Source organism: Haemophilus sp. oral taxon 036, assembly GCF_002998595.1.
Classification (GTDB): domain Bacteria; phylum Pseudomonadota; class Gammaproteobacteria; order Enterobacterales; family Pasteurellaceae; genus Haemophilus; species Haemophilus haemolyticus_K.
This window is the reverse complement of sequence record NZ_CP027235.1, coordinates 1,251,949-1,266,881: the sequence shown is the minus strand read 5'-3', so window position 1 is coordinate 1,266,881 and position 14,933 is coordinate 1,251,949. Positions and strand designations below refer to the sequence as shown.

Sequence of the window (14,933 nt, the reverse complement as noted above, 5' to 3'; positions counted from 1 at the left end):
TTTTTATCACAAAAGGATTAAACCAATGCGAATTTTACACACTATGTTACGCGTGGGCGATTTAGATCGTTCAATCAAATTCTATCAGGATGTTTTAGGTATGCGCTTATTACGCACCAGTGAAAACCCAGAATACAAATATACGCTAGCTTTTTTAGGTTACGAAGATGGTGAAAGTGCGGCAGAAATTGAATTAACATACAACTGGGGCGTAGATAAATATGAACACGGCACAGCATATGGACATATCGCTATCGGCGTGGATGATATTTATGCGACTTGTGAAGCCGTTCGTGCAAGCGGTGGTAACGTTACTCGCGAAGCAGGTCCAGTTAAAGGTGGGTCAACCGTCATTGCTTTTGTTGAAGATCCAGATGGTTATAAAATTGAATTTATCGAAAACAAAAGTACTAAATCTGGTTTAGGCAACTAAAGTGCGGTCAATTTTTATTGTATTTTTAATAACGTAGGGATTCCTACGTTATTTTATTTTTAAGAGATAGATTATGTCCGATTCTCAAGAAATCCCTTATCACAACCAATTAAGAAATCGCTTTCGTGGCTATTTCCCCGTCATTATTGATGTTGAAACTGCAGGTTTTGATGCAAAAAAAGATGCGTTACTCGAACTAGCCGCCATCACATTAAAAATGGATGAAAACGGTTATTTGCATCCTGATCAGAAATGCCATTTTCATATCGAGCCTTTTGAAGGCGCAAATATTAATCCAGACTCCTTGAAATTTAATGGCATTGATATTCACAATCCATTACGTGGCGCAGTGTCTGAACTCGATGCAATCACAGGGTTATTTCAAATGGTGCGCAGAGGACAAAAAGATGCAGATTGCCAACGTTCTATCATTGTGGCGCACAATGCTGCTTTTGACCAAAGTTTTGTGATGGCTGCCGCTGAACGTACCGGCGTAAAGCGTAATCCCTTCCATCCTTTTGGAATGTTTGACACCTCAAGTTTAGCAGGCTTGATGTTTGGTCAGACTGTTCTCGTTAAAGCCTGTCTTGCCGCTAAAATTCCATTTGATGGGAAGCAGGCGCACTCCGCGCTATACGACACCGAACGTACAGCGGAATTATTCTGCTATATGGTCAATCATTTAAAAGATTTAGGTGGTTATCCCCATATCATTCCAGACAGTGAAGTAAATGACAAATAAGAATAAATTCAAGGAACAAACTCCGCTTAGTCTGCCAAAAGAGAAAAATATGACTGAACAAAATGAAAGAATCATTAATTCATCAGTAAAAATGCTGACAATTAGTGAAGATGAAAGCGGCCAACGTATCGATAATTATTTATTAGCAAAACTCAAAGGTGTGCCTAAAAGTTTAATTTATCGTATTGTGCGGAAAGGTGAAGTGCGGGTAAATAAAGGCCGGATTAAGCCAGAATATAAACTTCAAACAGGTGATATCGTTCGCGTTCCGCCAGTACGTGTGGCTGAAAAAAACAACGCATCGATTTCAAAAAATCTCAATAAAGTCGCCGCACTTGAAAACCAAATTTTGTTTGAAGATGATTGTTTGATTGTTTTAAATAAACCTTCAGGAATCGCTGTGCATGGCGGGAGTGGTTTAAATTTTGGTGTGATTGAAGCCTTACGAGCACTGCGTCCAGAAGCGCGTTTTTTAGAACTAGTTCATCGTTTGGATCGCGATACATCAGGCATTTTATTAATTGCTAAAAAACGTTCAGCATTACGTAATTTGCATGAACAACTTCGCGTCAAAACCGTTCAAAAAGATTATTTAGCGTTAGTACGTGGGCAATGGCAATCCCATGTAAAAGTTGTTCAAGCACCGCTTTTGAAAAATGAATTATCCAGCGGAGAACGCATTGTGCGTGTCAGCGAGCAAGGCAAACCATCTGAAACCCAATTTAGCATTGAAGAACGCTATACAAATGCTACGCTCATAAAGGCTTCACCAGTAACCGGGCGTACACATCAAATTCGCGTACATACACAATATGCCGGACATCCCATTGCATTAGATGATAAATATGGTGATAAAGATTTTGATAAACAAATGAGCGAATTGGGATTGAATCGTTTGTTCTTACATGCCTTTTCAATTCGGTTTGAGCACCCTAAAAATGGCGAAACACTACGCTTCAATGCACCACTAGATCATAAAATGAAAGCAATTTTGCAAAAGTTACGGGAAAGCAAATAGACAACATTTGTGTTTATTGCTACACTTGCGCGCGGAGACAACTCGTTTCTATCACCAAAATTTCATAATAACGACAACAAAGGATAGCAAAATGGCAAAAGGACAATCTTTACAAGATCCTTATTTAAATGCGCTTCGTCGCGAACGCATTCCTGTATCAATCTACCTTGTAAACGGAATCAAACTTCAAGGTCAAATTGAATCATTCGATCAATTCGTGATTTTATTAAAAAACACTGTAAACCAAATGGTATATAAACACGCAATTTCAACCGTTGTGCCTGCGCGCTCTGTTTCTCATCACAATAGCAACCATCATGTAGCAACACCTGAAGCCGTTGAAAGCGTGGAAACTCAAGCAGAATAATCACAGCTCCATCAATGGATAATCAATATTTATTAAGTGCGGTTGAAAATTCTCAGGAAATTTCAACCGCACTTTCTTCATCTCAACAATCTGAAAAAATGCGTGATACCGCCATCGTGGTTCACGTTTTCTTTGCACAAGATAAAAACACTGATAATCTACAAGAGTTTTTGCTACTCGCCGATTCAGCCAATGTAGATGTCCAGGATACTATCACCACCAGTCGTAGCACGCCTCAAGCTAAATATTTTGTAGGTGAGGGAAAAGCTCAAGAAATTGCAGATGCGGTGCAATCACATAATGCTGATGTTGTGCTTTTTAACTATCAATTAACCCCTGCACAAACACGTAACTTAGAAAGTTTATGTCATTGTCGAGTGGTCGATCGCACTGGCGTCATTTTAGATATTTTCGCCCAACGAGCACGCTCTCATGAGGGAAAATTACAGGTTGGACTCGCTCAACTAAAACACTTATCTACTCGATTAGTTCGTCGAAAAACAGGCTTAGATCAACAAAAAGGGGCAGTAGGATTACGTGGACCGGGTGAAACTCAATTAGAAACCGATCGTCGATTGATTAAAGTGCGCATTTCTCAATTACAAAATCGATTGGCAAAAGTGGAGAAACAGCGCAATCAAAATCGCCAAACACGTCAAAAAGCAGACATTCCAACAATTTCACTTGTTGGCTACACCAATGCAGGAAAATCAACCTTATTTAATCGTTTAACCAATGCAGAGGTTTATGCGGCTGATCAACTGTTTGCAACATTAGATCCCACTTTACGAAAATTACAGATTCAAGATGTAGGCACGGCAATTTTAGCGGATACAGTAGGATTTGTTCGACAGCTTCCTCATGATCTTGTTTCAGCCTTTAAATCGACTTTACAAGAAACGGTAGAGGCCAGCTTATTACTCCATGTGATTGATGCGGCTGACTCGCGAAAACAAGAAAATATCGATGCAGTCAATGATGTGCTAGAGGAAATTGGTGCAGGAGCAGTGCCTGTTCTATTGGTATATAACAAAATTGATTTGTTGGAAAATGTTGTACCGCATATCGAATACAATGATGAAAATCAGCCTGTTGCAGTCTATCTCTCCGCGCAAGATGAGCTGGGTATTCATTTATTGTTTGAAGCCATTAAAGTGCGGTTAAAAAACGAGATACTTTCTCTTTCTTTAACTTTACAACCACATGAAGGCAAACTTCGCCATGCTTTTTATCAACTTGATTGTGTACGCCATGAACAAATTTCTGAACAAGGAGAATTCTTGTTAGATATACAGATTGATAAAATTATGTGGTTAAAGTTATGTAAGCAATTTTCTAGGTTAGCAGATATTAAAATACAATCAGACAATGCCTAATTTATAGAAAATTATTTTCCAATTCCATATTGTTTCAATTTATTCGCAATCGCAGTATGGGAAATGCCTAAACGTTGAGCTAATTTTCTCGTGCTTGGATATTCTGCATAAAATAATTTTAGGACTTGCGACTCATAAGAACCGATGATTTCATCTAAGGTTTTATTTTCAAATTCATCCAAAGAAATCACCGCACTTTGTGGCGGAGCAAGATTTAAACTTTCGATAGTTAAATGATTATCTTGTACCAGAGAGCAGGCACGATAAAGGGTGTTATAAAGCTCACGAACATTCCCTTTCCAATCATATTTCTGCAAATAAAGAAGAAAATCTTTATCGAAAGTTGGTTTTGCAATTTTTAATTCTTCACTGATTTCCTGTAAAAAACCTTGTGCCAGTGGCTCAATATCAGCCATGCGTTCGCGTAATGGTGGCACATTAATAGTGAGAACATTTAAGCGATGAAATAAATCAGCACGAACTTTGCCTTGCTCAACAAGAAAATGAAGTGGAACCTGTGATGTGCAAATCACTCGTACGTTTGCATGATGTTCCTTCTCTTCACCTACTCGACGGAAAGAGCCATCCGTTAAAAAACGCAATAATTTAGCCTGCAAGCTCAATGAAAGTTCGGCAATTCCATCTAGTAATACAGTTCCCTCATTCGCGTATTCAAAAAAACCTATGGTTTCACTGTCTCCGACTTTTCTACCAAACATTTCACTTTCCGCATCTTCATCAGGCAAACCCGCACAGTTTACTGCGATAAATTTTTTATCACGACGCAAACTCTGATAATGACAGGCTTTCGCCAACAAATCTTTTCCAGTTCCAGTTTCACCTTGAATTAACAAAGGCGCATCAAACACAGCAAAACGTTTCGCATTTTCTACCGCACTTTTCATAGATTCACTTTGCACAATAAAACAATCGAAAGGTTTTTGAGGATCAAATTTGAAGGTTGTCATATATCGGAAATATGAGAAAAATAATATGTGGTTATGATAATTTTTTTACAGAAAAGTGTAAATATTATTTTACACATCGGAAAATAAAAATGCGGCCAATCTTGACCGCACTTTATGTGACTATAATTTTAACATTCGCTCTGCTTCACGTGCACGAACAAGGAATTGTTTCCGTTCAGCAGTGCCCATTCCACTACTTGTGCCTGGCAATTTAATCGTCAACGGATTAACTGCTCGCCCATTAATATGAAATTCATAATGCAAATGTGGGCCTGTTGAAATGCCAGTGTTACCTGAAAGTGCTATTCTTTCCCCTTTTTTGATTTCTTGTCCTGCACGCACAAGTGGCTTGCTTAAATGCATGTAAACCGTTTGATATTCTCGACCATGTCGAACGACAATATAACGACCAGCACCACCAGCTTGATAAGCTACTTTTTCAACTACGCCATCTGCAGGGGCGATAATCGGTGTGTCTTGTGGAACAGAGAAATCCACCCCTTTATGTGGTCTTATACGTCCAGTTACCGGATGACGACGATTCGGATTAAATGGTGAAGAAACCCGTGCTTGACGTTGTAATGGATAACGAGCAAAACCTTTACCTAGGGTCTCCCCTTGTTGACTATAATAACGACCATTTGTTGCTTGCACAGCATAATAACTCTTACCTTCAAATGAAAGGTGCAACGCTTCAACGTTACCTTGTCCAGTTAATTTATCATCTAAATATTCACGAGAAACTAAAATTGCAAATTTAGTTCCTTTTTTCAATTTCTGAATACTCACTTGCCATTGAAGTGCAGTTGTTAATTGATTAATCTGACGATTATCCAATCCTTGAGCTTTCAAACTTGCGGCAAAAGTACCATTAATCTCACCTTTTAATACTTCTTTCCGCCAAACACTTTTCTTCTCAATAACTTGACGTTTAAACGTTCCATTTTCTAAACGCTCATAAACTCGCTCTTCTTTTTCTGAAACAAGCCAATTTAAGTATTCTAAATTATCATTTTTATCTAAAATCCAATAAATTTGTTGACCTGCATTCAAATGGGCCAATTGAGAATCCGTGTCAATTAAACGCTTTGCAGTATCATCTTCCAAACCAGAAAGTTCAAGTACATCTTTTAAAGTATCACCACTTGTAACGGTATGGCTAAATTGATCGGTAATTCGAATAGCCTGATCAGCTGCATCTAATAAACCACTTAGTGCATCTTGGGCATTTTGTGGAAGATCATCCAAATCATCTAAGAATGGTTTTACTTCTTCAACCTCATCATCATGAGCCTGTAATTCATCATCATAAGAGGTTGCTTCATCATGAGAAACTGGATGCGTTGTAATCGTCTCATCCTTAGGTGATGAGTTCAAAGATTGATATGCCACACCATCAACAACAGTCGGCATCATTTGACTGGATTCAGAATGGTTTTCAACATTATCTTTAAGCGTAAGTAAAATCCCAGTAAAAATCATCAAAATAGCAATAAAAAAAACGCCCGCTTTAATGCGAGAACGCTTTTTCCGTCTATCTCGAGCTAATTTTACGTGTTGCACAGGATTTCCTAAAATTAAAAAGTTTTCAGCACTCAGACTGCAAATTAAAAAGAAAATTCATTTTACCTGAAAAAGTCTCAATCAAACGCCTAAATATTCATCATAAAGCATAAGTTCTTGAGGAATCGATCAAAATGCGCTATTTTGACCAGCTAATCTCAAAAGTGCAGCGATTTTATGAATATAACAGCTATTCACAGTCAACCTGATTTACCCCCATTAATTCAGCTAAAAAATATTAGTGTCGTTTTTTCACAAAAAACAGCATTACAAAATATCAATTTAAATATCTATCCAAATTCTATTATCACTATTGTTGGGCCAAATGGTGGCGGCAAATCAACGTTATTAAAAACTTTATTAAAACTACAAACACCCACTTCCGGTGAAGTGATTTACAGTAAAAATGTTCGCATTGGCTATGTGCCACAAAAAATTCATTTGGATCATAGTTTGCCTATTACGGTTGAGCGATTTCTTTCGCTAAAAAGAGGTCTTAAAACACAAGAAATATCTACCGCACTTGAGCAACTTTCGATTTCACATTTACGCAAAAGTAATATGCAAAAACTTTCTGGCGGTGAAATGCAACGCGTATTATTGGCGCGTGCAATTTTAAATAAACCAAATTTACTTGTGCTAGACGAACCCACCCAAGGTGTAGACATTACGGGTCAAGAAGAGCTTTATCAGCTCATTCATCAGACCCAACAAAAATTAAATTGTGCCGTATTGATGGTATCACACGATTTACACATTGTGATGGCGGATAGTAAAGAAGTATTGTGTATTAACCAACATATTTGCTGTGCAGGTACACCCGATGTTCTCTCAAATGATCCAAAATTTATGCGTTTATGGGGAAATCAGCTCGCACAAAATGTCGGCTTTTATACCCATCATCACAATCATCACCATACCTTACACGGTGATGTGTGCGGTTGTAATTCATCAGCAGTGCATTGTCAAAATAAGGATAAATAATGTTTGAAATTTTATTTCCTGCTTTTCTAACAGGCATTTTACTTTCACTTATTACTGCCCCACTCGGTGTTTTCGTGGTATGGCGGAAAATGGCTTACTTTGGTGATACGCTATCTCACTCCGCATTATTTGGCGTGGCCTTAGGTATTTTCTTTCAAGTAAATCCCTATATCGCAATCATTATACTTACCCTCATTCTCACCATTGCAATGGTATGGTTAGAAAGCAATACACAATTTTCTATTGATACATTACTTGGAATTATTGCTCACAGCTGTTTATCTCTTGGGGTGGTAACAGTTGGATTATTAAAAAATGTTCGTGTTGATTTAATGAGTTATTTATTTGGTGATTTACTAGCAATTAACTATACCGATCTTATTTATATTGGTATAGGTGTTATCATCATATTAGCAACCTTAGTATATTTTTGGCATGACTTACTTTCTACAACCGTATCGCCTGAACTTGCCCAAGTAGAAGGTATCAATATAAAAAAAATGCGCTTTGTTTTAATGATTTTAACCGCACTGACAATCGCACTTAGTATGAAATTTGTTGGTGCATTAATCATTACATCACTCTTGATTATCCCTGCCGCTACTGCGCGTCGTTTTGCACGAACCCCTGAATCAATGGTGTGTTATGCCACCATAATCAGTATGCTTTCCATTATCGGTGGTTTAATACTCTCAGTATTTTACGATACTGCAGCAGGTCCTTCTGTTGTAATATGTTCTGCATTTTTATTTGTATTATCCTTGATTAAAAAAGAACGCTTATAAAACATAATAAAAAAGACAGACACCAAATTCAGTGTCTGTCCTAAAATTATGAAATAACATTGCTAACTATGCTATTTGTACAAAAAAATCTTTTAAACCAATTAACACATTATTCACAGCAACTGTCGCTAAAATTAATCCCATCACACGACTAATAATTGCAGCCCCTGCATTACCAATAAAATGTTGAATGCGATTTGCACCAAGTAATAATAAATAAGTGATTAATAATACTGCTAACATAATTCCCGCCGTAATAAATTGTTCTGTAAAATTAAAACGATGGTTATCTGTTAAAAGTACAATGGCCATCATTGCACCAGGAGAGGCTATAGAGGGAACCGCAAGAGGATAAACCGCAATTTCCGTAATATTCACCTTCATCTTTATTTCTTGTTCTAGCTTACTTTCACCAAAAATCATACTTAAAGCAAATAAAAAAAGCACTAAACCACCCGCAATTTGGAATGCAGGTAAAGGCACCTTCATCGCTTCAAAAAGAATTTGTCCACCAATCAAAAAGAAAAGCAAAATACCGGCTGAAATAATCACCGCATTACGCGCAATTTTCCTACGTTCATCTAATGAAAAACCAATCGTTTTCGAAAGATAAACAGGAATAGAACCGATAGGATCAATCACAGCCCATAACACGACAAACTGAACAACAAGAGAATCAAACATTTACGTTCCTTATTTATCACTAAAAACCATAGTTTCTGATTCTAGCAAAGAAATGATATGAAGTGCGGTTGGTTTTCTATCATTTTTCATTTGATTTAAAAACACAGAAAAAACCTACCGCACTTTTTAATTCATCACCATAAAAAATAAGTGGAATTCGATTTCTCTGCCAAGGGGGAATATCAAGTGATTGCCAAATTTTTTTTATATCTTCTCTTGGGCGTTTCGGATGATGTTTAATTTTTCCAGAATAGCCAAAGCGAATAGAAATAGGCAAGTCCGTTTTTTCTAGCGTAACAGAGTAATCCTGCCAGTAGAAAATCAGATTGTGTTCATTTTCTTGAACTGTGAGATTGCCTAAATTATCAGGTAAACTTAACGTGCTTTTTTCTAATTTTAGGCAGCATTTGGTTAGATCAGAAAACGGATTAGTTAAATATAAACTGCCCTGATAACGTCGAATGACTTTATTTACAAGCTGAAATTGAGGATTCGCATCTTCCCTTGCTAAAATAACATTATTAATAAGTTGTGTAAGCTGGCGTTTACTTGGCATTTCAAGTTGGTTCTCCGCAAGCCACATACGCAAAAGTGCGGTCTGTTTTGCGGATGAATATTGGCAAAATTGGAGCAGTTTAAATTGGTTTTTAATTTGACAATGTTCTGCAAAGGCTTTACTCAATAAATCATTAATTAACTGTTGTTGCTCAAAACAATGTTGAGCAGAACGCTGTACGGCTAAATCAAAATGAGCCCAGCGTTCACGTAATTCTGGCAAAATTTCATTGCGCAAGAAATTACGATCGTATCGATTATCCTCATTACTTTCATCTGTAATCCAGTTAAGTTTTTCTTTTTGCGCATAATCTTCTAACTGTGGGCGAGTAAAACCTAACAAAGGGCGAAAAATTGACATGCCGAATAATACACTTTGTTGTTGCATGGCGCCTAAGCCTTGTAGCCCATTGCCACGTTTTAGCGCTAAGAAAAAGGTTTCTGTTTGATCGTTTAGATGATGCGCAGTAACCAGCATTTCTTGCGTTTGAAGATATTTTTTTATGGCTTGATAGCGTGCTTCACGCGCCCCAGCCTCAATACCATTGGTTTTATCTACTTGTACTCGCTCGACAATCAACGGAATTTGAAATTGATCGCATAAGTCTTGGCAGTGTTTAGCCCAACTGTCTGCATTAGGGCTTAAGCCGTGATGAATGTGGATTGCTCGTATAGATAAAGGTTGTAAGTGCGGTCGTTTTTGACGAAGTTTTGCAAATAAAGAAAGGAGTACAGTGGAATCCAAACCACCACTCAAGGCGATAAGAAACCCTTGAGCAGAGGTTTGTTTGAGTTGTTTTTCAATGCCTAAAAGTAAGTCCATTAGGCAACTTTTTCAGCTTTATAATGGCTGCTTGGATTGAGGATTTCAAAACGTGCGGCAATCGGTTGTAATTCGTAAGAACCTAGTTCAAAGGTGGTTTTCATTACGCCTGCTACTTCGTTATTCATCGTTTCAAAGGCTTCTACATCAGATTTTCCATTGAGTAAATTTGCTAAGAATGTCCCAGCGATTAAATCGCCCACGCCCACTGGTTCAAAGTTGAATTGATAAAGTGGACGGCTTAAATGCCAAACCCCTTCAGGGGTTGCCATAATAATTTCAAATGTATCAGGATCGTTAATTTTACCTGCACTGCCCAAATGTTTAACGAGAACTTTCTTCACGCCTTTTGCAATTAATGCATTCACCGCTTTTAACACATCATCAAAGGTATTAATTGGGAATTCGGTTAGTTGGCGTAATTCATGCAAGTTTGGCGTCATGATATCCGCCACTGGGATAGCTTTTTCAATAAGCGCTTCGCGAACACCATTGGCAACTACGCAGATTTTTTTCGGATGTGGCATCACTGGGTCACATAAATAAAGCGCATTTGGATTACGCAGTTTGATTTGTTCTAAGGCAAAAAGAATTTGATCAACTTGTTCCGCAGAACCTAAGTAACCTGATAGTAAGGCGTCACATTCTTGTAGTTTTTCAATGTTATCGAGTCCGGTCACAATTTCTCGGATTTGTTCTTGTGGAATGACCATGCCTGTCCATTTTCCGTATTGGGTGTGATTAGAAAATTGAACGGTATTTAATGCCCATACATCGACGCCTAACAACTGCATTGGAAAAGTCGCGGATTTGTTTCCCGCAAAACCATAGACCACGTGGGATTGGATCGAAAGTACGTTTTTCATTATGTTTGCTCCTTTGTTGTTATATTTAGATCAAAAAAGACCGGCAAAAATCACCGCTCTTTTAGAATGTTAGTTAGCAATAACCGTAAGACATTAAACGTTCATAGCGTCTATTTAATAATTCTTCTTTGCTTAGTTCATCGAGCTCAGCCAAATCTTCTTTTAAACGAAGTTTTAAGTTTTCAGCCATTTCTAGATAATTACGATGTGCGCCACCTAAAGGTTCTTGCACAATGCTATCGATGAGATTTAATTCTTTTAAACGGCTTGCGGTTAATCCCATTACTTCAGCTGCTGTTGATGCTTTTTCTGCACTTTTCCAAAGAATAGAAGCACAGCCTTCAGGCGAGATAACAGAATAAGTGGAATACTGCAACATATTAACTTTATCGCCCACGCCAATAGCTAACGCACCGCCAGAACCGCCCTCACCGATAACGGTACAAATAACGGGAACGGTAAGTTGTGCCATTTCGCGTAAATTGCGAGCAATAGCTTCCGCTTGACCACGTTCTTCTGCGCCGATACCTGGATAAGCTCCCGGCGTGTCAATAAATGTGATAATTGGCAATTTAAAACGTTCCGCCATTTCCATTAAGCGTAAAGCTTTACGATAGCCTTCAGGTGCTGGCATACCAAAATTGCGTTGTACTTTTTCTTTTACGGAACGACCTTTTTGATGGCCAATCACCATCACTGGGCGGCCATCTAAACGTGCAAGACCGCCCACGATCGCTTTATCATTAGCAAATGCGCGATCACCTGCAAGTTCTTCAAATTCAGTAAAAATATGTTCGATATAATCGAGTGTATAAGGGCGGTTTGGATGACGCGCCATACGTGAAACTTGCCAAGCATCGAGGTTAGCAAAGGTTTTTTTAGTGAGTTCGTTACTTTTCTTTTGTAAGCGTTTGATTTCATCAGTTAAATCAACTTTATCATCCGATGCTGCTCGTAATGCTTCAATTTTTGCTTCTAATTCTGCAATCGGCAATTCAAAATCTAAATATTCTTGGCTCATTTTCTTATCCTAAAAAGACCGTAAAAACCGACTGCACTTTATCAAGAATTAAAGTATGGCGCAAATGGTTTTCACTGGTTGGGGAAGATAAGTAGCGGAGAAAATAATAGGAAAAAAACAGATCTATAACCACACATTAAAAAGCAAAAATGGTATTGCTTATACGTATATACCATTTTTATATGAAGCTATATTCTATCTTTTTAAATGATTAAGAAATGATTGTTCCTTCTTCCGTTCCCATTACAACACGACGTAATGCACCCGGTTTTCCCATATTGAACACTCGAATCGGCATATGATGATCTCGTGCAAGTGTAAATGCGGCTAAATCCATCACTTGTAATTCTTTATCAATAACCTCTGCATAACTTAGTTGCTTATAAAGTTTTGCATCAGCATTTTTTGCTGGATCACAATCATAAACCCCATCGACTTTTGTCGCTTTTAATACCACGTCTGCTTCAATTTCAATACCACGTAAACAAGCAGCAGAATCGGTTGTAAAGAATGGGCTTCCAGTCCCTGCAGAGAAAATCACAACTCGTTTCTCGCGTAACATTTTGATCGCCTCAGACCAATTGTAAGTGTCGCAAATTCCATTTAACTGAAATGCAGACATTAATTTCGCATTTACATCCGCACGAAATAACGAATCACGCATTGCTAAACCATTCATTACGGTAGCAAGCATTCCCATATGATCGCCTACAACGCGATTCATTCCCGCTTTTGCTAATTTCGCGCCACGGAATAAATTTCCGCCACCAAGGACAACACCGACTTCAACCCCCATTTCTACAAGCTCTTTAATCTCTAATGCCATACGATCAAGAATTGATGGATCAATGCCAAAACCTTCTTCCCCTTGTAATGCTTCACCACTTAATTTTAATAAAATACGTTTGTAAATTGGTTGGCTCATTATTTTTTCCTTTTGGCTTTAAAAATCGGCTTATTTTATAAAATAACCTAGCAAGAGTGAAGAAGTTTAAGATGGAATTTATGTGTAAAAGGTGGATAATATTGAGCGCATAAGTCTAATCTAAAATATTTACGATAGGGCTATTTCAAGCAACCAATACAAATAGTTTTGATATATCAACAAACCCTACACTTTTCTTTTAACAGAAGGTAATTATGAACACTAAAAAAACATGGCTAGTTTTTCCCGCACTTTTTATACTCATTTGCGCATTACTTGCGGGCTATTTTATTTTGATTGGTTCAGGTATGTTTAACCAACCAAATTTGACGCTCATTTTACTAACGGCAGCGGTCATTATTTTACTTAGTAGCAGTAAAAAAACATTCTATTTTATTTTACTTCCTCTTTCATTACTTCATGCAATTTATACGCCTACGGGGTTAAATTTTGGTGCACCAAGTTATCAATATATCGCCTCTCTTTTTGCAACAGATATGTTAGAAACTAAAGAATTTCTCTTACAGATTCCTATAAGTAGCTATTTAATTGCTTTTTCTATTCCTATTCTTATCTTTGTGCAATATAAAAGTGCGGTCAAATTTGACATAAAATTTTATCAAAATAAAACCTTTATTGTTTTTACTACCTTACTCTTTGCTTATCATTTACCTATTTCAGCCCCATTAAAAGAAACCATTGATTCCACTGTCAAAATTCTCGATGAGGTGCAAAAACTCAAAAAAATGTCTCAATCAGATGATTGGGGAAAATCTACTTTGGAAAATTCTCCTTATGATGATTACGTCATTGTATTGGGTGAAAGTGCCCGTAAAGATTATCATCATGCTTATGGGTATCCAATTGAAAATACCCCCTTTATGTCAAATTCAAAAGGCATATTAATTGATGGTTTTCGCTCTGCAGGAACCAATACCGTATCATCACTTCGTCTCATGCTAACCTTACCAAACAAAGAAAAATGGGAACCAAATTATAATTTAAGTCTTATTGATTTAGTAAAATCAGCAGGAATTAAAACATACTGGCTTTCAAATCAAGGTATGTTAGGAGAATTCGATACCCCCGTTTCATCACTGGCCTCAAAAGCAGATGAAACGATATTTTTAAAAAAAGGAGGAAGCTTTAATTCAACCAACTTCAGCGATTTTGATTTATTACCAAAATTTGCCAAAGTGTTAGAAAACCCTATTCAGGGAAAACGTTTTATCGTGCTCCATATCTATGGCTCACACCCATTAGCATGCGATCGTGTAGAGGATTACCCAAAAATCTTTGATGATAATAAGATTGCGCCTAAATATGGCTACTTAAATTGTTATATCTCCTCAATTAAAAAAACTGATGAATTTTTAAAACGCGTATATGAGCAACTTAAAGAAAACAATCTAAAAAATCACCGCACCTTCTCTATGGTTTATTTCTCTGATCATGGTTTATGCCACCAACAAGATGAAAAACAAAATATTTTGTTGTTTAACCAAAATTGTTTCAGCCGTGAACATCACAATATTCCATTGTTTAAAGTATCTTCTGACGATACTGAACGTAAAGAATACAAGGTTTTCAAATCTGGACTAAATTTCCTCGAAGGCATTGCACATTGGGTAGGAATTAAAAATCCCAAATTGAATCATGAGGAAGACTTATTTTCTAATGAAAGCGATAAGGATGATTTTGGTTTACAAAAACGAATTAACGAGAAATATCGGAAAGATGATGACCCAGCAATAGATATTCGCCCAAACATTAACGCTCAGTAATATCAATATACTTAAATCCTTTTGACTGGATAGACATAA

At 37.3% G+C, this 14,933-nt stretch carries 15 protein-coding genes; 8 read left to right on the top strand and 7 right to left on the bottom strand.

Annotated elements, in window-relative coordinates; all coding sequences use genetic code 11:
* The first annotated feature begins 25 nt into the window (after window positions 1-25).
* From gloA to hflX, 5 genes are all read left to right on the top strand, one after another.
* Complete coding sequence (gene gloA, locus C3V42_RS06135) at window positions 26-433, top strand: lactoylglutathione lyase (protein WP_005628548.1); 408 nt, start codon at window positions 26-28, stop codon at window positions 431-433.
* Window positions 434-506: 73 nt separating this feature from the next.
* Window positions 507-1,175 (top strand): ribonuclease T, encoded by a 669-nt coding sequence (gene rnt / locus C3V42_RS06130; protein WP_106013988.1) that lies wholly within the window; start codon window positions 507-509, stop codon window positions 1,173-1,175.
* A gap of 49 nt (window positions 1,176-1,224) precedes the next feature.
* A complete protein-coding gene (rluC, locus tag C3V42_RS06125) occupies window positions 1,225-2,193 on the top strand; it encodes a 23S rRNA pseudouridine(955/2504/2580) synthase RluC (protein WP_106014321.1) in 969 nt (322 codons plus the stop codon).
* 91 nt (window positions 2,194-2,284) lie between these two features.
* Window positions 2,285-2,560: an RNA chaperone Hfq gene (hfq, locus tag C3V42_RS06120; RefSeq protein ID WP_106013987.1), complete on the top strand. Its 276-nt coding sequence runs from the start codon at window positions 2,285-2,287 to the stop codon at window positions 2,558-2,560.
* Between the two features lie 14 nt (window positions 2,561-2,574).
* On the top strand, window positions 2,575-3,936 hold the full coding sequence (gene hflX / locus C3V42_RS06115; protein WP_106013986.1) for a ribosome rescue GTPase HflX: 1,362 nt from the start codon (window positions 2,575-2,577) through the stop codon (window positions 3,934-3,936).
* An 11-nt stretch (window positions 3,937-3,947) separates the two neighbouring features.
* On the opposite strand, the gene C3V42_RS06110 is transcribed toward hflX, so the two are convergent.
* Together C3V42_RS06110 and mepM are read right to left on the bottom strand one after the other, a co-directional pair.
* Window positions 3,948-4,904, bottom strand: a complete 957-nt coding sequence (locus tag C3V42_RS06110; RefSeq protein ID WP_106013985.1) for a sigma 54-interacting transcriptional regulator — start codon at window positions 4,902-4,904, stop codon at window positions 3,948-3,950.
* Between the two features lie 120 nt (window positions 4,905-5,024).
* A complete protein-coding gene (gene mepM / locus C3V42_RS06105; RefSeq protein WP_106013984.1) occupies window positions 5,025-6,467 on the bottom strand; it encodes a murein DD-endopeptidase MepM in 1,443 nt (480 codons plus the stop codon).
* 177 nt (window positions 6,468-6,644) lie between these two features.
* Between mepM and znuC the strand changes: the two genes are divergently transcribed.
* A complete protein-coding gene (gene znuC, locus C3V42_RS06100; protein ID WP_106013983.1) occupies window positions 6,645-7,451 on the top strand; it encodes a zinc ABC transporter ATP-binding protein ZnuC in 807 nt (268 codons plus the stop codon).
* Window positions 7,451-8,236: a zinc ABC transporter permease subunit ZnuB gene (gene znuB / locus C3V42_RS06095; RefSeq protein ID WP_106013982.1), complete on the top strand. Its 786-nt coding sequence runs from the start codon at window positions 7,451-7,453 to the stop codon at window positions 8,234-8,236. Before znuC ends, znuB begins: the two co-directional genes overlap by 1 nt.
* A 66-nt stretch (window positions 8,237-8,302) precedes the next feature.
* Here the strand turns inward: znuB and C3V42_RS06090 are convergent, their stop codons facing one another.
* From C3V42_RS06090 to pyrH, 5 genes are all read right to left on the bottom strand, one after another.
* Window positions 8,303-8,920: a MarC family protein gene (locus tag C3V42_RS06090; RefSeq protein ID WP_106013981.1), complete on the bottom strand. Its 618-nt coding sequence runs from the start codon at window positions 8,918-8,920 to the stop codon at window positions 8,303-8,305.
* 79 nt (window positions 8,921-8,999) lie between these two features.
* Window positions 9,000-10,298 carry a tRNA lysidine(34) synthetase TilS gene (tilS, locus tag C3V42_RS06085; protein WP_106013980.1) on the bottom strand — a complete coding sequence of 433 codons (1,299 nt, stop codon included), beginning with the start codon at window positions 10,296-10,298 and terminating at the stop codon, window positions 9,000-9,002.
* On the bottom strand, window positions 10,298-11,164 hold the full coding sequence (gene pdxY / locus C3V42_RS06080) for a pyridoxal kinase (protein WP_106013979.1): 867 nt from the start codon (window positions 11,162-11,164) through the stop codon (window positions 10,298-10,300). The genes tilS and pdxY overlap by 1 nt, the downstream gene beginning before the upstream one ends.
* A 73-nt stretch (window positions 11,165-11,237) precedes the next feature.
* A complete protein-coding gene (gene accA, locus C3V42_RS06075; RefSeq protein ID WP_106013978.1) occupies window positions 11,238-12,185 on the bottom strand; it encodes an acetyl-CoA carboxylase carboxyl transferase subunit alpha in 948 nt (315 codons plus the stop codon).
* Window positions 12,186-12,396: 211 nt separating this feature from the next.
* The gene (gene pyrH / locus C3V42_RS06070) at window positions 12,397-13,110 is read right to left on the bottom strand and encodes a UMP kinase (protein ID WP_048952828.1); all 714 of its coding nucleotides are present in this window, start codon (window positions 13,108-13,110) and stop codon (window positions 12,397-12,399) included.
* A 215-nt stretch (window positions 13,111-13,325) separates the two neighbouring features.
* Here pyrH and C3V42_RS06065 point away from each other — a divergent pair, with 215 nt between their 5' ends.
* A complete protein-coding gene (locus C3V42_RS06065; RefSeq protein WP_106013977.1) occupies window positions 13,326-14,894 on the top strand; it encodes a sulfatase-like hydrolase/transferase in 1,569 nt (522 codons plus the stop codon).
* Window positions 14,895-14,933 lie beyond the last annotated feature (39 nt).

Coding starts and splice junctions, on each gene's coding strand:
- gloA (WP_005628548.1), top strand. CDS start 26: ATGCGAATTTTACACACTATGTTACGCGTGGGCGATTTAGATCGTTCA.
- rnt (WP_106013988.1), top strand. CDS start 507: ATGTCCGATTCTCAAGAAATCCCTTATCACAACCAATTAAGAAATCGC.
- rluC (WP_106014321.1), top strand. CDS start 1,225: ATGACTGAACAAAATGAAAGAATCATTAATTCATCAGTAAAAATGCTG.
- hfq (WP_106013987.1), top strand. CDS start 2,285: ATGGCAAAAGGACAATCTTTACAAGATCCTTATTTAAATGCGCTTCGT.
- hflX (WP_106013986.1), top strand. CDS start 2,575: ATGGATAATCAATATTTATTAAGTGCGGTTGAAAATTCTCAGGAAATT.
- C3V42_RS06110 (WP_106013985.1), bottom strand. CDS start 4,904: ATGACAACCTTCAAATTTGATCCTCAAAAACCTTTCGATTGTTTTATT.
- znuC (WP_106013983.1), top strand. CDS start 6,645: ATGAATATAACAGCTATTCACAGTCAACCTGATTTACCCCCATTAATT.
- znuB (WP_106013982.1), top strand. CDS start 7,451: ATGTTTGAAATTTTATTTCCTGCTTTTCTAACAGGCATTTTACTTTCA.
- C3V42_RS06090 (WP_106013981.1), bottom strand. CDS start 8,920: ATGTTTGATTCTCTTGTTGTTCAGTTTGTCGTGTTATGGGCTGTGATT.
- tilS (WP_106013980.1), bottom strand. CDS start 10,298: ATGGACTTACTTTTAGGCATTGAAAAACAACTCAAACAAACCTCTGCT.
- pdxY (WP_106013979.1), bottom strand. CDS start 11,164: ATGAAAAACGTACTTTCGATCCAATCCCACGTGGTCTATGGTTTTGCG.
- accA (WP_106013978.1), bottom strand. CDS start 12,185: ATGAGCCAAGAATATTTAGATTTTGAATTGCCGATTGCAGAATTAGAA.
- pyrH (WP_048952828.1), bottom strand. CDS start 13,110: ATGAGCCAACCAATTTACAAACGTATTTTATTAAAATTAAGTGGTGAA.
- C3V42_RS06065 (WP_106013977.1), top strand. CDS start 13,326: ATGAACACTAAAAAAACATGGCTAGTTTTTCCCGCACTTTTTATACTC.